Origin of the sequence: Micromonospora sp. NPDC047557, from assembly GCF_043205095.1 — a bacterium.
Lineage (GTDB): Bacteria > Actinomycetota > Actinomycetes > Mycobacteriales > Micromonosporaceae > Micromonospora.
In genome coordinates this window covers 419,825-444,544 of record NZ_JBIDDK010000003.1, presented here as the reverse complement: position 1 = coordinate 444,544, position 24,720 = coordinate 419,825, and the positions used below count along the sequence as shown (strand labels likewise).

At 72.9% G+C, this 24,720-nt stretch carries 20 protein-coding genes and 1 tRNA gene; 10 read left to right on the top strand and 11 right to left on the bottom strand.

Annotated elements, in window-relative coordinates; all coding sequences use genetic code 11:
• Window positions 1–231: 231 nt before the first annotated feature.
• Entirely contained in the window at window positions 232–1,419 is a 1,188-nt protein-coding gene (locus ACGGAQ_RS12505; protein ID WP_393047759.1) for a hypothetical protein, read from the bottom strand.
• Between the two features lie 58 nt (window positions 1,420–1,477).
• On the bottom strand, window positions 1,478–2,101 hold the full coding sequence (locus tag ACGGAQ_RS12500) for an ANTAR domain-containing response regulator (protein WP_234584542.1): 624 nt from the start codon (window positions 2,099–2,101) through the stop codon (window positions 1,478–1,480).
• An 83-nt stretch (window positions 2,102–2,184) separates the two neighbouring features.
• Between ACGGAQ_RS12500 and ACGGAQ_RS12495 the strand changes: the two genes are divergently transcribed.
• From ACGGAQ_RS12495 to ACGGAQ_RS12485, 3 genes are all read left to right on the top strand, one after another.
• Window positions 2,185–2,267, top strand: a tRNA-Leu gene (locus tag ACGGAQ_RS12495).
• A gap of 32 nt (window positions 2,268–2,299) precedes the next feature.
• Window positions 2,300–3,049, top strand: coding sequence for a transcriptional regulator (locus ACGGAQ_RS12490; protein ID WP_393047756.1), 750 nt, complete (start codon window positions 2,300–2,302; stop codon window positions 3,047–3,049).
• A gap of 160 nt (window positions 3,050–3,209) precedes the next feature.
• The gene (locus tag ACGGAQ_RS12485) at window positions 3,210–3,860 is read left to right on the top strand and encodes an NAD-dependent epimerase/dehydratase family protein (protein WP_393047754.1); all 651 of its coding nucleotides are present in this window, start codon (window positions 3,210–3,212) and stop codon (window positions 3,858–3,860) included.
• Here ACGGAQ_RS12485 and ACGGAQ_RS12480 read toward each other — a convergent pair whose 3' ends face one another.
• Window positions 3,861–5,039, bottom strand: coding sequence for a trans-sulfuration enzyme family protein (locus tag ACGGAQ_RS12480; protein WP_393047752.1), 1,179 nt, complete (start codon window positions 5,037–5,039; stop codon window positions 3,861–3,863).
• A gap of 83 nt (window positions 5,040–5,122) precedes the next feature.
• Here ACGGAQ_RS12480 and ACGGAQ_RS12475 point away from each other — a divergent pair, with 83 nt between their 5' ends.
• Together ACGGAQ_RS12475 and ACGGAQ_RS12470 are read left to right on the top strand one after the other, a co-directional pair.
• The gene (locus ACGGAQ_RS12475; RefSeq protein ID WP_393047749.1) at window positions 5,123–5,602 is read left to right on the top strand and encodes an Lrp/AsnC family transcriptional regulator; all 480 of its coding nucleotides are present in this window, start codon (window positions 5,123–5,125) and stop codon (window positions 5,600–5,602) included.
• A 33-nt stretch (window positions 5,603–5,635) separates the two neighbouring features.
• Window positions 5,636–6,658, top strand: coding sequence for an LLM class flavin-dependent oxidoreductase (locus ACGGAQ_RS12470; RefSeq protein WP_393047746.1), 1,023 nt, complete (start codon window positions 5,636–5,638; stop codon window positions 6,656–6,658).
• A 199-nt stretch (window positions 6,659–6,857) separates the two neighbouring features.
• Here the strand turns inward: ACGGAQ_RS12470 and ACGGAQ_RS12465 are convergent, their stop codons facing one another.
• Window positions 6,858–9,143: a cellulose binding domain-containing protein gene (locus ACGGAQ_RS12465; protein ID WP_393047744.1), complete on the bottom strand. Its 2,286-nt coding sequence runs from the start codon at window positions 9,141–9,143 to the stop codon at window positions 6,858–6,860.
• A 240-nt stretch (window positions 9,144–9,383) separates the two neighbouring features.
• Between ACGGAQ_RS12465 and ACGGAQ_RS12460 the strand changes: the two genes are divergently transcribed.
• Window positions 9,384–10,823, top strand: a complete 1,440-nt coding sequence (locus ACGGAQ_RS12460; protein WP_393047741.1) for a pyridoxal-dependent decarboxylase — start codon at window positions 9,384–9,386, stop codon at window positions 10,821–10,823.
• Window positions 10,824–11,010: 187 nt separating this feature from the next.
• Here the strand turns inward: ACGGAQ_RS12460 and ACGGAQ_RS12455 are convergent, their stop codons facing one another.
• Together ACGGAQ_RS12455 and ACGGAQ_RS12450 are read right to left on the bottom strand one after the other, a co-directional pair.
• On the bottom strand, window positions 11,011–12,015 hold the full coding sequence (locus ACGGAQ_RS12455) for a sulfite exporter TauE/SafE family protein (protein ID WP_393047739.1): 1,005 nt from the start codon (window positions 12,013–12,015) through the stop codon (window positions 11,011–11,013).
• A gap of 426 nt (window positions 12,016–12,441) precedes the next feature.
• Complete coding sequence (locus tag ACGGAQ_RS12450; protein WP_393047736.1) at window positions 12,442–12,906, bottom strand: RrF2 family transcriptional regulator; 465 nt, start codon at window positions 12,904–12,906, stop codon at window positions 12,442–12,444.
• Between the two features lie 234 nt (window positions 12,907–13,140).
• On the opposite strand from ACGGAQ_RS12450, the gene ACGGAQ_RS12445 reads away from it, so the two are divergent.
• The gene (locus ACGGAQ_RS12445) at window positions 13,141–13,803 is read left to right on the top strand and encodes a YceI family protein (RefSeq protein ID WP_393047734.1); all 663 of its coding nucleotides are present in this window, start codon (window positions 13,141–13,143) and stop codon (window positions 13,801–13,803) included.
• A 46-nt stretch (window positions 13,804–13,849) separates the two neighbouring features.
• Here the strand turns inward: ACGGAQ_RS12445 and ACGGAQ_RS12440 are convergent, their stop codons facing one another.
• The 4 genes from ACGGAQ_RS12440 to ACGGAQ_RS12425 all read right to left on the bottom strand — a co-directional run bounded on the left by ACGGAQ_RS12440 (window position 13,850) and on the right by ACGGAQ_RS12425 (window position 18,258).
• Window positions 13,850–14,734, bottom strand: a complete 885-nt coding sequence (locus tag ACGGAQ_RS12440; RefSeq protein WP_393047731.1) for an acyl-CoA thioesterase — start codon at window positions 14,732–14,734, stop codon at window positions 13,850–13,852.
• Window positions 14,731–16,179 (bottom strand): pyruvate kinase, encoded by a 1,449-nt coding sequence (gene pyk / locus ACGGAQ_RS12435; RefSeq protein ID WP_393047728.1) that lies wholly within the window; start codon window positions 16,177–16,179, stop codon window positions 14,731–14,733. The genes ACGGAQ_RS12440 and pyk overlap by 4 nt, the downstream gene beginning before the upstream one ends.
• Window positions 16,180–16,378: 199 nt before the next feature.
• Window positions 16,379–17,761, bottom strand: coding sequence for an FAD-binding oxidoreductase (locus ACGGAQ_RS12430; RefSeq protein ID WP_393047725.1), 1,383 nt, complete (start codon window positions 17,759–17,761; stop codon window positions 16,379–16,381).
• A 131-nt stretch (window positions 17,762–17,892) separates the two neighbouring features.
• A complete protein-coding gene (locus ACGGAQ_RS12425) occupies window positions 17,893–18,258 on the bottom strand; it encodes a YciI family protein (protein ID WP_357576150.1) in 366 nt (121 codons plus the stop codon).
• 296 nt (window positions 18,259–18,554) lie between these two features.
• Here ACGGAQ_RS12425 and ACGGAQ_RS12420 point away from each other — a divergent pair, with 296 nt between their 5' ends.
• Both ACGGAQ_RS12420 and ACGGAQ_RS12415 read left to right on the top strand, forming a co-directional pair.
• On the top strand, window positions 18,555–18,869 hold the full coding sequence (locus ACGGAQ_RS12420) for a hypothetical protein (RefSeq protein WP_393047721.1): 315 nt from the start codon (window positions 18,555–18,557) through the stop codon (window positions 18,867–18,869).
• The gene (locus tag ACGGAQ_RS12415; protein WP_393047718.1) at window positions 18,866–19,423 is read left to right on the top strand and encodes a hypothetical protein; all 558 of its coding nucleotides are present in this window, start codon (window positions 18,866–18,868) and stop codon (window positions 19,421–19,423) included. Before ACGGAQ_RS12420 ends, ACGGAQ_RS12415 begins: the two co-directional genes overlap by 4 nt.
• 140 nt (window positions 19,424–19,563) lie before the next feature.
• Here ACGGAQ_RS12415 and ACGGAQ_RS12410 read toward each other — a convergent pair whose 3' ends face one another.
• Window positions 19,564–23,604, bottom strand: coding sequence for a CHAT domain-containing protein (locus ACGGAQ_RS12410; RefSeq protein ID WP_393047715.1), 4,041 nt, complete (start codon window positions 23,602–23,604; stop codon window positions 19,564–19,566).
• A 213-nt stretch (window positions 23,605–23,817) separates the two neighbouring features.
• On the opposite strand from ACGGAQ_RS12410, the gene ACGGAQ_RS12405 reads away from it, so the two are divergent.
• Entirely contained in the window at window positions 23,818–24,690 is an 873-nt protein-coding gene (locus ACGGAQ_RS12405; RefSeq protein ID WP_393047712.1) for an aldo/keto reductase, read from the top strand.
• Window positions 24,691–24,720: the final 30 nt, after the last annotated feature.

Below are 24,720 nucleotides of genomic sequence, written 5' to 3'. Positions count from 1 at the left end.
ACCGACACCGCATACCGTCCCGGAAGGCCTGAACGCGGGGTCTGCGAAACCGTTACGAAGACGCGGGCAATCCTGTCGATGCGCGTAACAGGTGAATCCGTCGATCGGTCCTTAAGCCCACGGTCGGTCTGAGCGCCCGCCCACCCACCCGGACCGACGGAGCCCACCGAAAAGACAATCTGACCTGCGCAAACAATCCGACAGTCGGCCGCCCGGCCACCGGCCCCACCCTCAGGTGCCCACCCCGCCCGCCCACCACAACCCGGACCGCGAACCGTCGTCCACCGCCAGCCACCACCGGTCACCCACCGCGACCAGCGCCACGTCCCGGTCGGCACCCGCCGCCACATCGAGTGGCATCGCGGCCTCCCGCCACGATCCACCCCGATCCGTCGACACCCACACCGAGTAACGCGCACCGTCCGTCACTGCGGCGAACAGCCGATCACCGGAGGCCACCAGCGACGCCACCTGCGGCACCCCCGCCGCGGACCGCCGACCGAACGCCCCCGCCGCCACCCAGCCCGCCGCCTCCTGACGCCACGCGCCGAACGTCGCCCCCCGCAGCCCGACGGCCACCGGCACCCCGCCGGCCAGCACCACGCGCTGCAACTCCTCGTACTCCGGACCACCCGGCAACACCGTGCGCTGCCACGACCGCCCGTCCGGCGACGACCACACCGCCGGGTCCCGGTCGATCCGGCCCGCCGGCAGCAGACCACCCACGGCCAGCCAACCCGACGACGTCGCCGCCGCGTCGAACGCCCAGGTCACCCCTGTGCTGTCACTCGCCAGCCCCGGCGCGCCCTCCACCAGCGCGAACTCCGCCGCCTCCGGTGACGACACCCAGGAGGCCGCACCCGCCGAACGGTTGCCCACGATCAACCAACCCGACGGACCCGCCGCCAGGCGGGACACGTTCACCGCCTTCGGCCCGCCGTACGTCTCGAAGGACGCCTGCACCTCGACCAGCGCGCCGTCGGCCACCTGCCGCCATGTGCTCACCCGCGGGTAGCCGTGCGCCCCGCCGACCTTCGCGCCGATCACCGCCGCCCGGCCGTCGCGGCACGCCACCGACGACAGCACGTTCTGCTTGCCGTAGAACGAATCCGCCCGCACCGGCAGGACCGTCCACGCCGTACCGTCCACGCTGGTCCAGACCGCCGGGCGCGTGCCGCCAGCGGCGTCCGCGACCCCGCCGACCAGGAACCACCGGCCCGCGCACGCCGCCACGTCGCGTACCAACAGGCGGCCCGCGCCACCCGGCGGCGCCGGCAGCGTCAACGCCTGCCACGCCGGCCGCAGCATGGGCGCGGCGGCAGCGGACGACCGCTCACCGGTCGGCGCGGCCGGCCCGTCACAGCCGGCGAGCAGCAGCGCGAAGAGGCCGAACACCGCGATCACCCGTCGGACGGACACCCGTCGATGCTAACCACCGCCCGTCGTGCGCGGTGACCCCCGAGCTGGGCAGACCCGCTCAGACGGTCGGCTGCTGCGCCACCTCGCCGCCGGCGGTCTCCGCGAGGATCCGCTCGGCGACCTCCTTCATGGTCATCCGGTGGTCCATCGCCGTGCGCTGGATCCACTTGAACGCCTGCGGCTCGGTCATCCCGTACGTCGTCATCAGCGCGCCCTTGGCGCGCTCGACCGTCTTGCGGATCTCCAGGCGGTCGGTCAGGCTCGCGACCTCGGCCTCCAGGGCCGCGACCTCCGAGTAGCGCGACAGCGCGATCTCCACCGCCGGGACCAGGTCACTCTTCTGGAAGGGCTTCACCAGGTACGCCATCGCGCCCGCGGCCCGCGCCCGCTCCACCAGATCCCGCTGGCTGAACGCGGTCAGGATGATCACCGGAGCGATCCGGGCGCCGGCGATCCGCTCGGCGGCGGCCAGCCCATCCATGATCGGCATCTTGATGTCGAGGATGACGAGGTCAGGCTTCAGCTCCTCGGCCAGGCGCACGGCGGTCTCGCCGTCGCCGGCCTCCCCCACCACCTCGTAGCCCTCTTCGACCAGCATCTCGGCGAGGTCCAGCCGGATCAGCGCCTCGTCCTCGGCGATCAGTACGCGCCTGCGCTCGGCATCCGTCGGCATCTCAGCCACCAGCCCTACCCCCACCATCGATCACTGCACGGCTACCACCCATGCTCCCGCATGAGAGTAGTCGGGTACAGTAGGCGCCACCCGCCGGGATGGTGGAACGGCATACACGGAAGTCTCAAACACTTCTGCCCGAAAGGGCTTGCGGGTTCGAATCCCGCTCCCGGCACACTTGTCATACAGCTGTTCGACGATGTGGACGTGCATCCACCGCAGATGCGGGCACAGGCCCGCGCACTCCGCGTTCGCGGACACAGCATTTCTTCCGTAGCTCGGAAGCTCTCGTTGCCGTACGCAACCGTCTGGCACTGGTGCGTCGACCGACCCGAACCGGCGCGGCACGGCACGGAGCTGCGCTGCTTCCGATGTCGGCCGGATATCGACAATCCGACCAACCCCGCGGCCTACGCCTACCTGCTCGGTCTCTACTTGGGCGACGGCCACCTGGTGACGACGGCGCGTGTTCCGGTGTTGCGCATCTACTGTTCCAATGACTGGCCCGGGCTGATCGAGGCGTGCGATGTGGCCATGCGAGCCGTGTTGGCCTCGAAGGTGCAACGGGTCCAGAAGCAGGGTTGCGTGGGCGTACAGAGTTACGGCCTTCACTGGCCCTGCCTGCTCCCGCAGCACGGTCCTGGCAGGAAGCACGAGCGACCGATCGTCCTCGCCGACTGGCAAAGGCCGATCATCGAACAGCACCCCGGCGACTTCCTGAGAGGGCTGTTCCACTCCGACGGCTGCCGCGTCGCCAACCGGGTGACAATGCGCGGCAGGGACTACGTCTACCCGCGCTACATGTTCACCAACGAGTCGACCGACATCATGGGGCTCTGCCAGTGGAGCCTCGACCTGCTCGGCGTCGCCTGGCGGATGAACCGCCGCAACTCCCTCTCGGTGGCGCGGCGCAACGCGGTCGCCGCGCTGGACCGGCACGTAGGCCCCAAGTCCTGACCCGCCGCCAGGTCACCCGCCCAGCCCTGGTGATCATGAAGTTGTTGCGCCGACACGCCGACATCGAGGGCAATAGCTTCATGATCGACCGGCGGAGTGGGTGGCGGACGTGCCGTGCGTGGGAGCCTGTGCGGGTGTTGACGACGGAGGGCGGGTACTGATGCGGGTGGTCATCTTCGGTGCGACCGGGATGGTCGGCCAGGGCGTGCTGCGGGAGTGTCTGCTCGCCGAGGACGTGCGGGAGGTGCTCACCGTCGGCCGGAGGCCGACCGGTCGGCAGGATCCGAAGCTGCGGGAGCTGACGGTCCCCGACGTGGGTGACCTGGAGGCGGTACGCGCGGAGCTCACCGACGTCGACGCCTGCTTCTACTGCCTGGGCGTCTCGTCGCTGGGTCTGGACGAGGCGGCGTACACCCGGATCAGCTTCGACTATCCCCTCGCTGCGGCGCGGGTGTTTGCCGAGGTGAGTCCGCAGGTCACGTTCGTCTACGTCTCGGGTGTGGGGACCGACTCGACCGAACAGGGTCGGGTGATGTGGGCGCGGGTCAAGGGCCGTGCCGAGAACGCGATCATCGACCTGCTGCCCAACGGGTATGCCGCGCGGCCGGGCTTCATCCAGCCGACGCACGGGGCGGTGTCGAAGACGCGGTGGTACCGGTTGGGGTATGCGGTCACCCGTCCGCTGTTCCCGCTGTTGCGGCGCCTCTTCCCCAACCAGGTAACCACGACGGACGGGATCGGTCGGGCGATGCTGCGGGTGGCGCGGGAGGGCGCACCGACCCGGGTGCTGGGCAACCGCGAGCTGCGCTGATCAGGCGATCGTGTCGAGCGCCTGGGCGAGGTCGGCGCGCAGGTCGTCGGGGTCCTCCAGGCCGACGGAGAGGCGCAGCAGCGCGCCGTCGGGCTTCGCGTCGCCCTCGACGGGCCGGTGGGTGAGCGACGCGGGGTGCTGGATGAGGGTGTCCACGCCGCCGAGGGACACGGCGTGGGTGATCAGCCGGCAGGCGGCGGCGACGGTGGCGGCGGCGGGTGCGCCGCCGCGTACCTCGAAGGCGAGCAGGCTGCCGGGTCCGGACATCTGGCGTCCGACGAGCGCCGCCGGGTCGTACACCGAGGGGTGGTGCACCCGGTGTACGGCTTGGTGGTCGGCGAGCCAGCCGGCGAGTTTCTCGGCGGTGGCCTGTTGGGCGCGGACCCGCAGCGGCAGGGTCTGCAGGCCGCGGTGCAGGAGGTAGCCGCCGAGGGGGTGCAGGATCGCGCCGGTGACGGCGCGGACCTGGCGCAGTCGGACGGCCCAGTCGGCGTCGCAGGCGACGACGCCGGCGAGGACGTCGCCGTGCCCGCCGATGCTCTTGGTGGCGCTGTGCAGGACGAGGGTGGCGCCGTGCCGGGCGGGTTGTTGGAGCACGGGGGTGGCGACGGTGTTGTCGACGAGCAGGGGTACGTCGCCGGCGGCGGTGGCGAGGGCGGCGATGTCGACGAGGTCGAGGGTGGGGTTGGCGGGCGTCTCGATGACGACCAGTGCGGTGTCGGGGCGGACGGCGGCGGCGACCTGGTCGGGGTGGGCCCAGGTGACGGTGGTGCCGAGCAGGCCGGTGGCGAGGACGTGGTCGGTGCCGCCGTAGAGGGGTCGGACGGCGACGATGTGGCGGTGGCCGTCGCGGGTGGCGGCGAGCAGGGTGGCGGTGAGGGCGGCCATGCCGCTGGCGAAGGCGACGGCCTGGGCGGTGCCCTCCAGTTCGGCGAGGGCGGTTTCGAAGCGGGCGACTGTGGGGTTCCAGAGCCGCTGGTAGACGGCGCTGCCGTCGGCGGGGAGGGTGCCGCCGGTGGCGAGTTGTTCGTAGGCGTTGCCGCCGTCGTCGACCGACGGCAGTGGGTTGGTGGTGGAGAGGTCGATCGGTGGCACGTGCACACCGAGCGTGCGCAGGTCGTCGCGGCCGGCGTGTACGGCCCGGGTGTCCACCGTCGTCATGGCGGTAGCGTCGAACATCCGGCGCCGAGAGGGCAATGGGTTGGTGAATAATTCTGAGATGAGGGCTGGCTTCGTCAGGAGATTCGGTGGAGGATGCTCGGATGCCCCCTGAGCCGAACGAAGTGCGGCCGTATCCGGCCCTGGACGAGGTGGACCGCGCGATCCTCACCGAGCTGGCGGCGGACGGCCGGTTGCCGAACAACGCGCTCGCCGAGCGGGTGGGGGTGGCGCCGTCGACGTGTCTGACTCGGACACGGGCGTTGCGCGAGCGCGGGGCGATCCGGGGTTTCCACGCCGAGGTGGATCCGGCCGCGCTGGGCCTGCCGTTGCAGGCGCTGGTGTCGGTGCGGTTGACCGCGCACGAGCGGGCGGCGGTGGACGCGTTCCGGGCCCGGTCGGTGCGCCTGCCCGGGGTGGTGTCGGTGTTCCACGTGGCCGGCGCGGAGGATTACGTGCTGCACGTGCGGGCGGCGTCGGGTGACGCGCTGCGGGACTTCGTGCTGGATCATCTCGCGGTCGATCCGGTGGTGCAGCACACGCAGACCAGCCTGATCTTCGAGCAGGCCCGCGGGGTGGGGTGAGCGGCGGCCGGAATGAATGGGCAGGCCAGGGAGTTGGCACTGCGTGTGATCACCGTACCGTTGTCTGTTCTTGATCTTGCCCCGGTCGCCAAGGGCACCACCGCTGGCGCGGCCCTGCAGGCCACCACCGAGCTGGCCCGGCGCACCGAGGAGCTGGGCTACCACCGCTTCTGGGTGGCCGAGCACCACAACATGCCGGCGATCGCCAGCTCCGCGCCGGCGGTCCTGCTGGCGCACCTGGCGGCGAACACGTCGACGATCCGCCTCGGCTCGGGCGGGGTGATGCTGCCCAACCACGCGCCGCTGGTGGTGGCCGAGCAGTTCGGGACCCTGGAGGCGCTGCACCCGGGTCGGATCGACCTGGGCATCGGGCGGGCCCCGGGCACCGACCAGGTGACCGCGCTGGCGTTGCGCCGCACCATGGAGGGCCTGTCCGCAGAGCACTTCCCGCGCGAGCTGACGGACCTGATGGACTACTTCAGCGGGGAGAAGCCGGGGCAGATCATCGCCACGCCGGGTCGCGGTGAGCAGCCGGCCATCTGGCTGCTCGGCTCCAGCGGTTTCAGCGCCCAGCTCGCCGGCCTGCTCGGTCTGCCGTTCTCGTTCGCGCACCACTTCAGCTCGGCGAACACGCTGCCGGCGCTGGCGCTGTACCGGCAGAACTTCCGGCCGTCGCAGTGGCTGGACAAGCCGTACGCGATGGTGGCCGTCAACGCGGTCTGCGCCGAGACCGACGAGCGGGCCGAGTGGCTGGCCGGTCCGAGCGCGCTGTCGTTCCTGAAGCTGCGCTCCGGTCGACCGGAGCCGCTGTCGACGCCCGACGAGGCGGCGGCGTACCCGTACACCGAGATCGAGCGGGAGTTCGTGCTGGCGCGGCGTGACGGTCAGGCGCTGGGCTCGCCGGAGACGGTGCGCCGGCAGTTGACCGAGTTGCAGGAGCGCACCGGTGCGGACGAGCTGATGCTCACCACCCTGGTCTACGACGTGGCCGACCGGGTGCGGTCGTACGAGTTGATCGCCGAGCAGGTGGCGGGGGGTCTGCGCCGGGACGCGTGAAACACGATCTTCACGTCAGCGTCACCCCCGCGACCCGGACGGTGCCTAATGTTGGTGCCGGTGGTGGTACGGCATTCCCGGTCGGGACGGGTCGGGAATGCCGCGGTGTGGAGCACCGGGCTGCAGCTGTGCGGATTCCGCGGCTGCGGCCCGGTGCCTGCCACCTTAGGCGAACCCGATCAGGACCGCCAGAGTCAGATCAGCGTAGGTAGATGTTCGGGGTCGGTGGGCTAGCCATCTGGTCGCCAATGAAGAACCCCGGGTGTGGCGGCTGGTTGTAGGCGGTGTTCTGCCACGCGATCGCCACCCGGTACTGCGGGTCGTGCATCAGGGTGTAGATCCGGGTGCTGGTCGGAGTGGGCGTGCTGTAGATGCGCAGCGCCCGGCTGTCGGTGGTCCGCCAGATCACCTCCTCGCGCCAGTCGCCCAGGATGTCGCCGGAGAGCGCGGGCGTGGACTTGGTGCCGTTGTTGGACGCCACCCCACTGCCGTCGAGCAGCCGGGTCTCGCCGCTGGTGCCGTACTTGTCGATCTTCGTGGCGTCCAGCAGCTCGCGGACCGGGTCGCCGTCCCACCAGGCGAGGAAGTTCATCGACGACGGCTTGCGCCCCACGTTCTGCCCGCGCGTGTTGGCCAGGCCGGCAACCGCCGCCGACCACGACTCCGCGCCGGGGCTGCCCGCCCAGATGTCCGCGGAGACACCCCGGCCGTTGTCGCCGGAGGCCGGCGTGGACCACAGGATCTGACCGGTACGGGCGTCCGCGAACCAGGAGCTGGGCTTGCTCGCGTCCTCGTCGACCTTGAACACCTCCAGGCCGGCGCGGCCCGGGTCGAGGTCCCCGACGTGCAGGGCGTCGCCGTGCCCGTTGCCCGTCGAGTAGAGCAACCGACCGTTGTCGTCGATGGTGGCGGCGCCGTAGACGATCTCTTGGCGGCCGTCGGCGTCGACGTCGGCCACGGAGAGCTGGTGGTTGCCCTGGCCGGCGGCGGCGCCGTTGCCGGAGGCGTTCGAGTCGAACGTCCAGCGCTTGGTCAGCGTGCCGTTGCGGAAGTCCCACGCCGCGATGACCGCCCGGGTGTAGTAGCCCCGGGCCATGATCAGCGAGGGACGCTGACCGTCCAGGTAGGCGGTGCCGGCGAGGAACCGGTCCACCCGGTTGCCGTACGAGTCGCCCCAGGACGACACGGTGCCGCGCGGCGGGTCGTAGTTCACGGTGGATGCGATCGCGCCGGTCTGACCGTTGAACATGGTCAGGTACTCCGGGCCGGAGAGCACGTAGCCGCTGGAGTTGCGGTAGTCCGCCGACGACGAACCGATGAGCTGACCGGTGCCGGAGCGGGTGCCGTCGGCGGTCTTCATGGCCACCTCGGCGCGGCCGTCGCCGTCGTAGTCGTACACCTGGAACTGGGTGTAGTGCGCGCCGGCGCGGATGTTGCGGCCCAGGTCGACCCGCCACAACCGGGTGCCGGTCAGGGTGTACGCGTCGACGTAGACGTTGCCGGTGTAGCCGGACTGGGAGTTGTCCTTGGCGTTGGACGGATCCCACTTGAGCACGATCTCGTAGGTGCCGTCGCCGTTGAGGTCGCCGACGGAGGCGTCGTTGGCGCTGTAGGTGTAGCTCTCGCCGCTGGGGGTGGTCCCGCCGGCCGGCACCTGCAACGGCACGTCCAGGTAGCCGTTGGCGAACTGCAGGGCGGGCGCGGACGCCGCCTGCTCGGCGCCGCCCACCACGGCCCGCACGGTGTACGCGGACCCGGCCGCCTCGCCGCTGTCGAGGTAGCTGGTGGCGCCGGTGATCGGGTTGGCGTTGACCCTGGTCGAGCCCCGGTAGAGGTTGAACGCCACGCCGGAGGTCTCGGTGCCGAGCAGCCGCCAGGACACCAGGTTACCGCTGCCGGAGCGGACGCTGATCAACCCTCGGTCCAGGTTCTCCATCTGCTTCGCCCCGGCCGGAGGCGTGGTGGGTGGCGGCGTCGTCGGCGGTGGGGTGGTCGGGGGTGGCGTGGTGGGCGGTGGCGTGGTGGGCGGTGGGGTGGTCGGGGGCGGGGTGGTCGGGCCGTCGGTGCCCGCCGCCCCGGTGCACGTGACGCCGTTGAGCGCGAAGCTGGCCGGCGCCGGGTTGCTGCTCGTCCACGAGGCGTTGAACCCGAACGAGGCGGTGCCGTTGGTGGCGAGGACGCCGTTGTAGTCGACGTTGCGCGCGGTCACCTGGGTGCCGGACTGGCTGACGGTGGCGTTCCACGCCTGGGTGACCTGCTGGCCGGCGGCGTACGACCAGGTCAGGGCCCAGCCGTTGACCTCCTCGCCGAGGTTGGTGATGGTGACGTTGGCGCCGAAGCCGCCCTGCCACTGGTTGGTGACCTGATAGTCGACGCGACAGCCGACGGCGGCGGCCGAGGCGACGACCGTGCCGACGGCGCCGGCCACGACGGCGGTGGCCGTCGACGCGGCGAGCACGATCAGCCGTTGTCGTAACGGGTGCATGAACTGCCTCCGGAGGATCCGGTGATGACCGCTGTGGTCCACCTGCCCTGCCCGGGAAGCACGGTGAACGGCCCGCCGCCGCGGCGACGAACGGCGATCTGGTCGGGGTGAAACGCCCTGGAACTCGCGGATCCGGCTCAGCCGCATCGTAGGGCAAGCGCTTTCCGCTCCGCAATATCGATGGATGTCACGCCACGCGGCTCTTGACCCTCCCCCGCGCCGCCTGATCAACTCGTCCGGGTGAGCGCCCCGCACATGGACCCGGACGAGTTCCGCCGCGCCGGCCACGCCGTCGTCGACTGGATCGCCGACTACTGGACGACACTGCACGAGCGTCCGGTCGCCCCGGCCGACCCGCCCGGGACGGTGGCCAAGGCCCTGCCGAGCGCGCCACCCACCACCGGCGGCGAGCTGGTCGAGGCGGTCCTCGCCGATCTGGACGCGATCGTCCTACCGGGGCTGACCCACTGGCAGCACCCGAGCTTCTTCGGTTACTTTCCCGCGAACACCTCCGGCCCGAGTCTGCTCGGCGACCTGGTCAGTTCGGGCCTCGGCGTGCAGGGCATGCTGTGGGCCAGCAGCCCGGCCTGCACCGAGCTGGAGACGGTCATGATGGACTGGCTGGCCCAGCTGCTCGACCTGCCGCAGCGCTTCCGGTCGACAGGCGCCGGTGGCGGCGTCATCCAGGACTCGGCCTCCTCGGCGACCCTGGTGGCCACCCTGGCCGCGCTGCACCGCGCCAGCGCGGGTCGCTGGCGCGTCACCGGAATCGACAGGCGCTATCGCGCGTACACCTCCGTGCACGGGCACTCCTCGATCGAGAAGGCCGTACGGATCGCCGGGTTGGGCGGTGACGGGATCCGGCCGATCGACGTGGACCCGGACACCCAGGCGCTGCGCCCCGACGCGCTGCGGGCCGCGATCGAGGCGGACCTGGCCGCCGGGGACGTACCCGCCATCGTGGTCGCCACCATCGGCACCACCTCCACCACCGCCGTCGATCCGCTGCCCGAGATCGGGGCGATCTGCGCCGAGTACGGAATCTGGCTGCACGTGGACGCGGCGTACGCGGGCGCCGCCGCCGTCTGCCCGGAGCTGCGCTGGTCGCACGCCGGCCTGGAGTACGCAAACTCCTACTGCTTCGACCCACACAAGTGGCTGCTCACCGGCTTCGACTGCGACGCGTTCTGGGTGGCCGACCGCGCCGAACTGATCGAAGCGCTGACCGTGCTCCCGGAGTTCCTGCGCAACGCCGCCTCCGAATCCGGGGCGGTGATCGACTACCGGGACTGGCAGGTGCCCCTGGGCCGCCGCTTCCGGGCCCTGAAGCTGTGGTTCGTGCTGCGCTGGTACGGCGCCGAAGGGCTGCGGGCGCACATCCGCTCCGGCGTGGCGCTGGCCGCCCGGTTCGCCGACCGGGTCCGCGCCGACGACCGGTTCGAACTGGCCGCGGAGCACCCGTTCTCGCTTGTCTGCTTCCGGCTGCGCGCCGACGACGACACCAACGCCGAGCTGCTGGCCCGGGTCAACGGCACCGGACGCGTCCACCTGACCCACACCCGGGTGGCCGGCCGCTACACGCTGCGGCTGGCCGTCGGCGCACCGCAGACCACCGAGGCGCACGTCGACGAGGCGTGGGCGCTGCTCGCCGAGGCGGCGGACACGCTGCTGGCCCGCTGACCTACGGCCGAAAGCGCTGCCGGTCGTCGGGGGCCGCGGGAGCGCCGCTGGTCGGCGCCAGGTCGCCGGCATCGCGGCCAGCGCAGGGCATCACCCACGGAGCCGGGACTCGACTGAGCGATATACCTGTGAGTCATCAATATGACTCACAGGTATATCGCTCACCGGGGACAGTGCGCCCAGGGGGTCAGCGGGCGGCCGGGGTAGCGGCCGCAGTGAGCCCGACCGGCGCGTGAGCGTCCGCCTCGCCCGGCTTGGCCGTACCCGAGCCGGACGAGGTCGGCGCCGCAACGACTGCCGACGGTCCGGTGGCGGTCGCGGCGGTGGCGCGGGCTCGGCGGGTACGGCGTAGGGCCCGCACGGCGAAGACCAGCGCGGTCAGCCAACCGGCGGCCAGCAGGGCGTACAGGGTGGGGCGGAGCGGGCCGTCCAGCTCGGCGGACCGGATCAGGGTGCGAGCGTTGGTCAGCACGATCACGCCACCGACCGCCGCGCCCAGCAATTGGGCGGGCACGATGCGTACCAGCCAGGCGGCCAGCGGGGCGGCGATGAGCCCGCCGATCAGCAGGGCCACGACGGTGGGGAGGAGGAACCCCTCCGTGCCCAGCCCGATCAGGAACCCGACGCTGGCGGCGCCGGCCACGACGAACTCGGCGGTGTCGACCGAGCCGATCACCTTGCGGGGCTCCATGCGACCGGAGACCAGCAGCGCCGGGGTGGCGACCGGGCCCCACCCGCCACCGCCGGTCGCGTCGACGAAGCCGGCGACCAGGCCCAGGGGGCCGAGGAAACGCCCGCGCAGCCGCCCGCCGGCCCGGTCGGTACGCAGCGGTCGGGCGAAGCGCAGCAGCAGGTACGCGCCCAGGGTGAAGAGGATGGCGGCCATCCACGGCGCGGCTGACTCGGTGGAGATCGAGCTGAGCAGGGTGGCCCCGGCGAACGCGCCGATCGCGCCGGGCAGGGCGATGCGGGTCATCACCCGCCAGTCGACGTTACCGAACCGCCAGTGCGCGACCCCGGCCGCGAGCGTGGTGCCGATCTCGGCCAGGTGCACCGACGCCGAGGCGGCAGCGGGAGCGACCCCGACGACCAGCAGCAACGTGGACGAGGTCAACCCGTACGCCATACCGAGCGAACCATCGATCAACTGCGCGACGAGCCCGACCAGAGCGAGGACCAGCAGCTTGCGCACGAGCGCCCCCTGACTTTTCGGCATCTCCTATCGACTTGGTCGACAATGCGGTACGGGGCAGCCGGGGTCAAGCCCTCGACCGGGGGATGGGACGCCATCGCGAGGCGCGGCCGGGCCGGACCGCCACACGACGTACCCCGGCAATGCGACGCATTCCCGCAGACCAACCGCCCGGACGCGCCCCCGCGCGGCGTCGCGACCGCGCACGCTCCTGCACCACGGCAAGATCTTGGACAGTTTCCGTTCAGCGCAGACGGAAACTGTCCAAGATCTCGCGGAAGCAGTGGTATCGGGCCCGGGATCGGCCGCGCTCAGGTGCGGGCGCGCGGGTCGGCGGCCAGCTCGGTGACGCGGGCGGGCAGAGTGCAGGCGCGCGGGCCGGCGGCCAGCTCGGTGACGCGGGCCGGCAACGTGCCGGCTGCCAACTCAGATCCAGGCGCGCGGGTCGGCGGCCAGCTCGGTGACGCGGGCCGGCAACGTACCGGCGGCGACGTCGGCGACGCTGACCAGTTCGAGGATCTCCCGCTCGCTGGCGCGCAGCGCGATCCAGACCTCCTGCAGGGCACGGGCCGGGCCGTGGTAGCCGAGCTGTTCGGGGCGCTGCCCCCGGACGTGCGCGAGCGGCCCGTCGATCACCCGGATCACCTCCGCGAGGGAGATCTCCTCGGCCGGACGGGCCAACCAGTAGCCGCCCTCCGGGCCGCGCTGGGCGTGCACGATGCCGCCCCGACGCAGTTGCAGCAGGATGCTCTCCAGGAACTTCGGCGGGATCTCCTGCGCACGCGCGATCTGGTCGGCGGTGACCGGCCGGCCCCGCCCGGGGCCACTGGCCATCGCGGCGAGCTCGGCGGCCGCGCGGAGGGCGTAGTCGACCCGGGCGGAGAGACGCATGCCGGCAAGGTTAGCCCGCAGGTCATCCGGCCGGGTCGGCGACCCTCGGCGGATCGGTCACGCATCGACGATTAGCCAATAACGTCGGACGCCGTGATCCACTACCCGGTGGGGCCCGGAATGCTGATTCGGCGCGTCCTTATGCTGGGCGGGCGGTATTACTGCCGGACTGGTTACGAGGGCTCGGCAGGACATTGATAAACACCCGGTTCCACCCGGGGGGAAGGCAACACGATGACCGATGTCGCCACACGCACCTGGGATGGCATGACCATCCCGATCGCCGGCACCTATCGCCTCGATCAGGCGCACAAGCGGATCGGTTTCCTGTCCCGCCACATGATGGTGAGCCCGGTCCGCGGCGAGTTCGCCGAGGCGAGCGCGGAGATCTTCCTGGCGGAGGATCCGCTGCGCTCCGGCGTGACCGCCACCATCGCGGCGGCGAGCATCTCCACCGGGAGCGTCGACCGGGACACCCACCTGAAAAGCGCCGACTTCCTCGATGCGGAGCGTTATCCCACGCTCGAATATCGAAGCACGGGCATTAACTGGCAGAGCAACGAGGACCCGATTTTCTACTGGGCCCGCCTGCGAAACCACCGATTCGGCGGACGAGGCAGAAGTCACAATCCCCCGCCGCAGTCCGAGCCCAATCGATTTGTGCTCACCGGCGAATTGACGGTAAAGGGGATCACTCGCGCGGTGGACCTTCAGGTGAATTTCGGCGGCGCCCGTCGTGACCCGTACGGTCAGAACATCTTCGGATTCAGCGCGACCGCCGAGATCAACCGGGAGGACTACGGCCTGCTCTGGAATGTGGCTCTGGAGAGCGGCGGCGTTCTGGTCGGGAAGACCGTGCAGATCGAAATCGCCGGCGAGGCCATCCACGCGGCGTGACCGGGCCGCCGGCCCCGAGGGGGGCCGACGGCCCAGGGCCGACGGATCAGGCGCCGACGCGGCGCAGCAGACCCTCCTGCACGGCGCTGGCGATCTGTCGGCCGTCCGTCGTGAACATCCGGCCGGTGGCCAGCCCTCGCGCGCCGGACGCCGACGGGCTCCAGCAGTCGTAGAGGAACCACTCGTCGGCGCGGAACGGCCGGTGGAACCACAGCGCGTGGTCCAGGCTCGCGCCGACCACACCGCCCGGCCCCCACACCTCACCGTGCACGGAGAGCACCGAGTCGAGCAGGGTGAGGTCCGAGGCGTACGTGAGCGCGCACGCGTGCAGCAGCGGGTCGTCGGGCAACTTGCCGTCGATGCGCATCCAGACCCGCTGGTGCGGGTCGGCCGGCCGGTCGCCGGGGCGGACCCAGCCGGGCTCCCCCACGTAACGCACGTCGATCGGGCGGGGGATCTGCCCCCAGATGCCCAGACGCTCCGGGTAACGGGAGAGCCGGTCGGACATCGTCGGCACGTCCTGCGGGGCAGGCACGTCCAGCGGCGCGGGGGCCTGGTGGTCCAACCCCTCCTCGGCCCGCTGGAACGACGCCGACATGAAGAAGATCGGCTTGTCGTGCTGGAGGGCTACCGCCCGGCGTACCGAGAAGGACCGGCCGTCGCGGATGTTCTCCACCTGGTACTCGATCGGCTCGACCGGGTCGCCGGGGCGGACGAAGTAGCCGTGCAGCGAGTGCACGAACCGCTCCGGGTCCACCGTGCGGCCGGCTGCGACCAGCGCCTGACCGGCGACCTGGCCGCCGTACACCCGCTGTGGGCCGACCGGGGGGCTCATCCCCCGGAAGGTCATCTCCCCGGTCGGGTCGAGGTCCAGCACTTCCAGCAGCTGGTCGACCGCTGCCTGGCCGATCGCGACCCGATCGTCGCTCACTGCAGCGCCCGCGCCGACGCCGCGTCGACCAGCGAGCCGAGCTGGTGGACGCGCAGAGTGTTGGTCGAGCCGGGGGTGCCGGGCGGGCTGCCCGCCACGATCACCACGTAGTCACCCGGGTTGGCCCGGCCGAGGCCGAGCAGCGCCTGGTCGACCTGGCGGAACATGTCGTCGGTGTGCTGCACGAACGGCATGAGGAAGGTCTCCACGCCCCAGGTCAGGGCGAGCTGGTCACGCACCTCGGGGACCGGGGTGAACGCCAGCAGCGGCAGGTCGCAGTGCAGGCGGGAGAGCCGCCGGACGGTGTCGCCGGTCTGCGAGAAGGCGACCAGCGCCTTGGCGTTGATGGCCCGGGCGATCGACGAGGCGGCCACGGTGAGCGCGCCGCCGTGGGTACGCGGGTCGTGCTGCAGCCGCGGCACGCCGATCGAGCCGGCCTCGGTGGTCGTCACGATCTTGGCCATGGTGCTGACGGTGAGCACCGGATACTTGCCGACGCTGGTCTCGCCGGAGAGCATCACCGCGTCCGCGCCGTCGAGCACCGCGTTGGCCACGTCGGAGGCCTCCGCCCGGGTGGGGCGGGAATTCTCGATCATGGAGTCGAGCATCTGGGTGGCCACGATGACCGGCTTGGCGTTTTCCCGGCACAGCTGCACGGCCCGCTTCTGCACCAGCGGGACCTCGTCCAGCGGCATCTCCACGCCGAGGTCGCCACGGGCGACCATGACGCCGTCGAAGGCCAGCACGATGGCCTCCAGGTGGTCCACGGCCTCCGGCTTCTCGACCTTGGCCAGCACCGGCCGGAACACGCCCTCCTCGGCCATGATGTTGTGGACGAGCTTGATGTCCTCGGCCGAGCGCACGAAGGACAGCGCGACCAGGTCGACGCCGAGCCCCAGGGAGAAGCGCAGGTCCTCGGCGTCCTTGTCCGACATGGCGGGCACGCTGACCGCCACGTTGGGCAGCGACACGCCCTTGTTGTTGGAGACCGGGCCGCCCTCGGTGACCAGGCAGCGGATGTCGTTGCCGGTGACGTCGCTGACCTCCACGGCGACGCGGCCGTCGTCGATCAGCAGGCGGTCACCGGGCTTCACCTCCTGCGGCAGCTTGCGATAGGTGCAGGAGACCCGCTCCTTGCTGCCGAGGATGTCGTCGCCGGTGATCACGACGGAGTCGCCGGTGCGCCACTCGTGCGGACCGTCGGCGAACCGGCCGAGCCGGATCTTGGGCCCCTGCAGGTCGGCGAGGACGGCTACCGGCTTGCCGGCCGCCTCGGACGCCTCCCGGACCAGTCGGTAGACCGCCTCGTGGTCGGCGTGGCTGCCGTGGCTGAAGTTGAGCCTCGCCACGTTCATGCCGGCCTCGACGAGGCCCCGGATGCGTTCCGGGGACGAGGTGGCGGGACCAAGAGTGCAGACGATCTTCGCGCGGCGTGTCACGCCCATCAGGCTAGTCTCTCCTTCAGGTCGGACTCGGGGCCGACCCCTTGCAGGCAGCGGAACAGGTGTCCAACAACGCGCGGTGCGCGTCGGGCCGGCGGGCGGAACCGCACCGGGAACGTTGTGGCGACGGGCAACGGCGACCGCGCGCCGGGAATCGTACGCCTGTCGCGGCGGGCGGTGTCGGGGCGCTCCCGGCGCACGCTCACTCCGGGTGCTCCGACGGCGGCAGCGTGGGCACGGCGGTGAGCAGGTCACGAGGGTCGTAGTGCCGCTTGGCCCGGCGCAGACGCGCCCAGTTCGCGCCGTACGCGAGCCGGACCCGTTCGGTCTCGGTCGGGGCGAGCAGGTTCGGGTAGCCCCCGGGCAGGGCGAGCGGGGCGAGCGCCGCCGACGTCTGCTCGGCCCACGCGAGGTGCGGTGCGGCCTGGCCGCCGGGCGCCCACACCGCGATGATCTCGGTCAGCAGGTGCTCGGCGCGCAGGCCGAACGCCGTGTCGCCGAGCCGGACCCGGGTGGCCGCGCCGTGGAAGTGGTGCAGGGCCAGCGCGGAGAACGGCGAGGTGACCTGCCGGGCGGCGTCGACCAGCACGTCGACCGCGCCGTCGGCGAGCGGTGGCAGCCAGCGGGTACGCAGCAGGTAGTGGTTTCCGTCGACCATCCCGCCGTCGAACATCCGCAACGCGTCCGCGTACGGCAGCGGGTCGACCTGGTCGACCAGCGGGGTGCCCAGCGCCCGCAGCCGGTCCAGCCACGGGCGGCCGGCGTCCAGGTCCGGGCCGCTGTAGAAGGGGCACACGAAGACCACCGGTTCGCCGGCCGGGCCGGGCAGGAACCCGGCCATGACGGTCAACTCGTCCGGGGCGTCAGCGAGCAGCGCCGCGTAGCCGCGCAGCACGGCCGGCGCCTCGGCCAGTGCGAACATGATCATGCCAGCGAGCACTGCGGGCAGCTGGTGCGCCCGGTACCGCAGCTCGGTGACCACGCCGACGTTGCCGCCGCCGCCGCGCAGCGCCCAGTACAACTCCGCGTCGTGGCGCGGGTCGGCGGTGACCCGACGACCGTCGGCGAGGACGACCTCCGCGCCGAGCAGATTGTCCAGGGCCAGGCCGAACCGCCCGCAGAGCGGGCCGTACCCGCCGGCCAGGGTCAGCCCGGCCATGCCCACGTCGCGGACCACACCCGTGGGCACCACCAGGTCGTACGGGGCGGCGGCGGCGAGCAGGTCGGCGGCGCTGGCACCGCCGGCCACCGTCACCGTGCCCCGGTCCGGATCGACCCGGACGGTGCGCAGGCCGGTCAGGTCGAGCACCAGGCCACCGTCGCGCAGTGCCCGGCCAGCCCAGTCGTGCCCGCCGGAGCGGACCGACACCGGCAGGTGACACCGGGCGGCGACGCGAACCGCCGCGGCCACCTCGTCGGCGTCCAGGCAGTGGGCGACCAGGGCAGGCGTACGGTCGACGGCGGCGTTCCATAGGCGGGTGGCGGTGTCGAACCCGGGTTCGCCCGGCTCGTGGAGGCGGTCACCGAGCAGGGCACGCAGCCGCGCGGCGGCGGACGCGACATCGGGGGTGGCGGCGGAGCTCATGGCGTCTCCTCGACCGGGCCCGGCCGATGACGCCGGGTGCGCCCCGACCGCGATCCTCGGTGCGCGCGACCGTAGCACCGGGGGACGCCGCAACGCCGTCACCATCACGACACCCGTCGCTGGACCGACCGTCAGCTCTCGGCCTTGACCAGCGGAAACTCCAACGAGCCGGCCGGGCAGAGGAAGGTCAGCACGTCCACCCGGTAGAGGCCGGCCTGCACCGCGGGGTCGGCCTCCAGCACGCTGCGCACGTCGTCGACGCTGCCGGTGCGGGCCAGCCCGAAGCCGATCGGCGGCTCCGGCGTACGGGCCGGGCCGTCCACCGAGCCCGCGACCAGGATGATTCCGCTGCGCTGCAACGCCTGCATGTGCTCGGTGTGCTCGGCCTGCAACCGCTGCACGGTCTCCGGGGGCAGGGCCCGTCCGGCCGCGCCGGGATAGATCACGATGCACTCATACGTGTCGAGCGCGAAGTCGACCTGCGGCACTCCCGCCATGGTGCTCCCTCCGCCGTCGCGCCGGCACGCACCGGGCCGGCCGCCCGAGCCGGCGTCACCGGCACGCGCCCAGCGTCGCACGCCGACGACGGCGGTACCTGTCGCTCCGCGCAACTGCCCCCGGTCAGTCCACGGGTCGACGGCGACACGGCCACGGTCGGTGCTGGCGTGGCCGGGCGGCAGTCCGCCGCCCCGCCCGCCGGAATCCCGGCCGGCGGCGACCCGGCACGTCGGTCGGCCCGGGTGCCGGCACCGACTACGGTGGACGGTCCGGGTATCGGTGGTGGGAGGTCGGGATGCGCGACGACGAGCCGGTGTCGAGCCCACTGCCGTACGTCGAGGTGACCGACGAGGCGTACGCCACGCAGGCCGCGGTGGGCTTCCGGCCGCAGCAATTCGAGTTCGCGGTGGTGCTCAGTGGGCGGTGCCCCCGGTGTGGCCACCCGAGCACGACGACGCTCGTCGACGAGGCGTACCGCAAGGACGTTCCGCCCCCCGATCCCGGTTACCGCCCGCTGATGTGCGAGTGCGAGGCCGAGCACCCGGGGCGTCCCGCCGGGCTGCGCGGCTGTGGGGCGTACTGGACGCTGTGGCTGGAGGGCGAGGCGTGATCCGGCTTCGCCCGGGGCCGCCCGCGACCGTCGCCGACCTGCACCGCGCCCAGCAGCTGGCCGGCCTGCTGCGCGGCGAGCTGGAGCGCGTCCGCGCGGCGGCGGTGGCCTGGCGCAACGGGCTGGGTGGCCTGCTGGTGGCGCTGGTCGGGTTCAGCCTGATCCGGGGTCGCACCGACGTGACCACGCTCGCGGCGGGCTGGGGCGCGCTGGTCGGGGTCCTGCTGCTCGCCGCGCTGGCCGCGGGCGTGGCCGGGGCGCTCGCGCTGCTCCGCGCGGCGCACGGCCGGTTGACGGTGACCCCGGTGGCGGCTCTGCCGCCGGCCCCGCTCGGCGACCATCTGGAGGCCCTGGCGGCGGTCCGCTCCCTGCGGACCGGAGTGGGTCTGGTGCTGCTGTGCACCGCGCTGCTGGTCGCGGCCGTCGGCGTGACCTGGTACGCCCCCGCCCGCCCCGCCCCCGCGGCCGTCAGCTCCCCGGCCGTCAGCTCCCCGGCCGTCAGCTTCCCGGCCGTCAGCTCCCGGGCCGTCAGCTCCCCGCCGTCGACTCGCTAGCGCGCGGTGCGGCCAGCGCCCCGGGCCCGGCGGTCCGGCACGGCATCCGCAGCCGACAGCCTGCCCGCGGGTCGCCCCGAGCCCGCCCGTCGAGCGCGCTGTGCGCCTGCGCGGACACCATCAAGCAGGTCGGGCGGCCGTCAGGGGCCGAGGTGGGCGTAGCCGGCCCAGGTGTCCGGGTGATCCGGCAGGGCCTCGCGGAGGTGGCGGACCGCCGCGTGCAGGGCCACGGCCGCGCGGTCCGGCGCGATCCCTCCGGGCACTGACAACCCGTCGTACAGGTCCTTGCAGAGCCGCACGGTCAGCGTGTCCGAGATGGACCACAGCGCGCCGATGACGTGTCGGAAGCCGACCAGTTGGAAGGCCGTGCCGAGCGTGAGCGCCTCGTCGGGCAGGGCCGCCCCGCCGCGTACCGTCTCGCAGGCCGAGAGCACCGCCAGCGCCGCCGGGTTGCCGGCCGGCCGCCACAGGTCCCGGACGTGCAGCGCGCCGCCGGCCAGCTCCAGACGACCCCAGGCCGGGGCGCGCAGGTCCTGCGTGCCGTGACAGGACAGGTGGGCGACCGGCTGGTCGGGCAGGGCGGCGAGCACGGCCGCCGGGGTGGCCACCGGGCCGAGCAGTGAGCGGACCCGAGGCACGTGCTGACGGACGATCTCCTCCTCCCGCGCGACGCCGGGCAGGTCGGCGAGGCCGGGCGTCTGGGGCATGCCGACGAACACCGCCGAGTCGACAGGTTCGGGCCGGGCCGGGACGCCCCGGCGCGCGTGCGCCAGCGCCCGCAGCGACGCCGTGTACGACGGGACCACCCGGTCCAGCACCCCGTCGCCACCCTCGATCGGACCGGCCGCGTGCAGCGGCAGCAGGGTGAGCACCCCGGTGGGACACCACCACAACCGAGGCCACTCCCCCACCGACCCGCCCACCCCGGACGACGGCACGGCGGACGGTTCGGCGTCCGCCGGCGGCGGGGTGGGTGAAGGCCGGTCGAGTACGGGTGCGGCGACGACCCGCCACAGCCAGTCCAGTGTCTGGGCGACCTCGGCGCGGGCCGCCGATCGACGACGCTGCACCTGCGGCTGCGGGAGGTCCGGCGCCGCCGGTCCGGTGAGCACCTCGATCGCGGCCAGGAAGCTCGCCGTCCGGACGACCAGCTCGTCCAGGGTCAGCTCCGGCAGCGGCACCACGCTGACCAGTCCCTCGGCGACGACCAGCGCGTCGCAGCGCCGGGCAGCCACGTTGACCAGCACCACCGGACCGTCGGCGGCGGCCCGGGCCAGCTCGTCGAAGGGCGGTGGACGGAGGAAGTCGGCGAAGCCGGGCCGGTCGCGGATCTCGGTCAGCAGCTGGCGTCGGCGGGTGGCGAGGTCGTACCGCTGCTCCGGGGTCGGCCCGGCGGTCGCTGTCAGCCCGGCCGCCGCTGCCACCCCGGCCGGCGTGGGGAAGTCGTCGAGGGCGTCCTGGAGTTCGGCGAGGCGGGCGGCCAGCCGGGGGGCCTGCGCGCGCAGAGCGGCCAGGTCGGCGCCCGCGTCGTGGGCGCGGGTGAGCAGGACCCCGCGGCCGTACTCCAGCAGCTCGACCGCGCGCTCCGGGTTGTCGAGGGCGATGGCGACCGCCGCGGCGTCGCTGGCCAGCCCGGGGAAACGCCCGAGCAGGCGGGTCTGGTCGTCGGGGTCCATGCCGTGCCAGGCCACCAGGTCGATCAGCTCGATCGCGGTGGCGTACCCGTCGAGCGCGGCCGGAAGGTCGCCGGCCTGGGCGACGTGCGCCGCGTACCTGCTGGCGGCCACCGCCCGCAGCAGCGATGGGGCGGACTCGACGTCGGCGGCGGCGCGCAGCGCGGCCGCCGCCTCGGCGAGCGCGTCGGAGCCGCCGACACCGGCGGCCCCCGTCGCGGCGGAGCTGGGATCGGAGGTGGCGACCTCGGCCACCGCCTCCAGGGCGGTGGCGAGATTGCTCAGACACATGGTGCGGGCCGGATGCTCGGGGGGCAGCTCGTCGACCGCTGCCCGGTACGCGGCCAGCATGGCGGTGGCGTCGGCGTGACCAGCGCGGTAGCGCAGCAGCAGGGCGTTGGCGAGGTTGGTGAGGATCCGGTAGCGGTCCGCGCCGACCGACTGTCCCTCGCTCAGTCGCCGGAGCAGTCGAATCGCCGTGTCGAGCGCCGGCAGGTCGCCGTGCAGGCGGTGCCGCAGCAGGTGGGCCAGCGCGTGGGTGCCGAGCGTCTGGGCGTACTCGCTGGGGGTGGCCTCCTGTTCGGCCAGCTTGGCGGCCTCGCGCAGGGCGGCCACCGCGGCGTCGGAGTTCCCGGCGACGCCGGCCGCGACCTGGTCGGCGGGCTCGCCGCCGGCGGGCAGTGCGCCGTCGAGGAAGAGTTCGACCCGGCGGTTCAGGGCGGCGCCGTAGTTGGTCAGCGCCGGCAACCGGTCCGGGTGCCCGGGTGGCGTCGTGTCGATCACCTGCGCCAGCACCTGGATCGCCTCGGTCAGGGTCGCCAGGTCCTGGGTCGAGGCGAACAGCGCCTGCAGCACCAGGCCCAGGTTCGAGCGGTACCGGGGCAGGGACGCGGCGTCCGGCCCGGCGGCGGCCACGGCCGAGCGCAGCGCGACCGCGGCCGGCTCCAGCAGCGCCGGCTCTCCGGCCAGGTCGGAGAGTTCGCGCAGGGTGTTGCCGAGGTTGTTGAGCACATGGTGACGCAGCGGGTCGGTACGCGGAAGCAGGCGTTCCGCCTCGATCAGCGCGTCCCGCGCGGCGCGCAGCGCGCTCACCCCGCCGAGGTCGGCGTGGCCGAGCGCGAGCGCGTAGCCGAGATCGGCGAGCCGACGCACCCGTTGGCCGGGGTCCCGGGCGGCGGCCACGCCGGCGCGCAGCACCCGTACCGCCTCGGTGACGTCGTCGGCCCGCCGCCGCAGCTCGTAGCGTGTCGTCAGCAGGCCGGCCGTGGCGTGGCGCAGCTCTTCGCGATCCATCCCGCCGGGTGTCGACCCGGAACCGGCGGCGGCCCGGTACGCGTCGATCGCCGCGTCGAGGTCGACCGGATCGGCGGCGGCCTGGTGCCGGTCCGCGAGCAGGGTGGCGAGCCCGACCTGCGCGGTGCCGGCCAGCTCGGGGTCGAGCCCACCGAACCCGGTCAGCGCCGACCGGTACGCCTCGATCGCGGAGTCCCGGTCGGCGGGCGTCCGGCCGCGCAGGAACCGCTCGGCGAGCGCCGCGCCGTGCAGCGCGGCGACCCGGGGATCGCCGCTGCCCCGAGCCGCGGCGAAGGCGTCGATCGCCTCGTCGAGGTCACCCGGGCGCCGGTGCAGCCGCCACCTGTCGCGCAGCCGCTGGCCGAGATTGATCCGCGCCATCGTGCGCACCGGCGTGCCCGTGGCGGCGGCCCGGGCCGCGTCCCGCAGCACCGTGATCGACTCATCCAGCGCGGCCGGGTCGCGGTCGACCTCGTACGTGTCGCCCAGGACGTTGCCGAGGTTGAACAGCCGCACGGGACGTTCCGGATCGCCGAGGCCGGTGGCCTCCAGGCTCTCCCGGTGCGCCGTCACGGCCGCCGGGAGGGCCCTTCGTCGGTCGAGGTGCTGGAACTGGTCGCGGTGGACCTTGCCGAGGGCGGACAGGTAGTGCAGGCGCTCCGGCGCACCGGCCGGCGTACCGTCGAGGGCCTGGCGCAGCAGGGACTCGGCCCGGTCGGCCGCCCGGTAGTCGCCGCTGGTCTCCGCGGCGGCCATCAGCATGACGGCCTCGACGTAGCGGGCGCCGGCGGCGTCGGCGCCCGACCCGGCCGACCGCAGGCCGGACCGGGTCGGCGGCGCGTCGGCGCGTGGGGCGCCGCCGCTGGCCGGTCGGTGCGCGTGCAGCAGGGCCAGCATTGCCGGCGACACCCGCTGCGGGGCGAAGCGCAGCAGGAACTGGGTGAGCCCGAGCGCCTGGCCGAGGTCGTCGGCGTCCTCGCCCGGGGGCAGCAGTTGGTACCGGTACCAGTGCAGGCAGGCCAGGAGGAACACGCCCTCGGCGACCCGCTCGGGCAGCGGCCCGTCCGTGGGCGTCGCGGTCACCAGGTCGACGACGGCCTCGGCGTCGCGGATCGCGCCGGAGTCGAGGACCGCCCGGTGGTCGCCTGTGGTGTCGAAGCGGTCCAGCCGCTCCCGCAGCCGACCGACCGGGTCGGGTCTGAACCGTCGCCACATCGCGCCTCCCCCGGCCGGCCGCACCGACTCGGATCAGGCGTAGCAGACCGGACAGCACGGGCGCTAGCGGCAGGACGACAGTGGTCGCGTGCTGCCGTGTCGACGCACACAATCGGGCGAGCGGCGGCATGATGGCCCGCTCCCGGGGGATGATCACGAGGTGGTGGGTTGTCTGTCTTGCCCGCCGCGACGAAGACGATTGGGGATGCGCGTATGGCCACCGACATCAGCAAGCAGCCCGCGAAGGCGTCCGGCACGTACCGGATCGGGGGCGACGTCACGGTCAACCGGCTCGGTTACGGGGCGATGCAGATCACCGGGCCGGGTGTGTGGGGTGATCCGAAGGACCCGGCCGAGGCGCTGCGGGTGCTGCGCCGGGCGGTCGAGCTGGGCGTGACGTTCATCGACACCGCCGACTCGTACGGCCCGTTCGTGTCCGAGCTGCTGATCCGCGAGGCTCTGCACCCGTACGCCGACGACCTGGTCATCGCGACCAAGGCCGGGCTGACCCGCTCCGGCCCGGGCGACTGGCGTCCGGTGGGCCGGCCGGAGTACCTGCGTCAGCAGTGTGAGCTGAGCCTGCGTCACCTGGGTCTGGACAGCATCCCGCTCTACCAGCTGCACCGGATCGACCCGCAGGTGCCGCTGGCCGACCAGTTGGGTGAGCTGGCCCTGTTGCAGCAGGAGGGCAAGATCCGCCACATCGGGCTGTCCGAGGTGAGCGTCGAGCAGATCGAGCAGGCCCGCGCGATCACCACGATCGCCTCGGTGCAGAACCTCTACAACCTCGCCAACCGCAGTGCCGAGGACGTCCTGGAGTACTGCGAGCGCAACGACCTCGCGTTCATCCCGTGGTTCCCGATCGCCACCGGCGAGCTGGCCCGGCCGGGCGGCCCGCTGGACGCGATCTCCACCGAGCACGGCGCGTCGCCCGCGCAGCTCGCGCTGGCCTGGCTGCTGCGCCGCTCGCCGGTGATGCTGCCGATCCCCGGCACGTCCTCGGTGGCGCACCTGGAGGAGAACGTGGCCGCGGCCGACGTGCGGCTCACCGACGACGAGTTCGAGGCGCTGACCAAGGCGAGCTGACCAAGCGAGCTGAGCGAGGCCGTGCGGGTG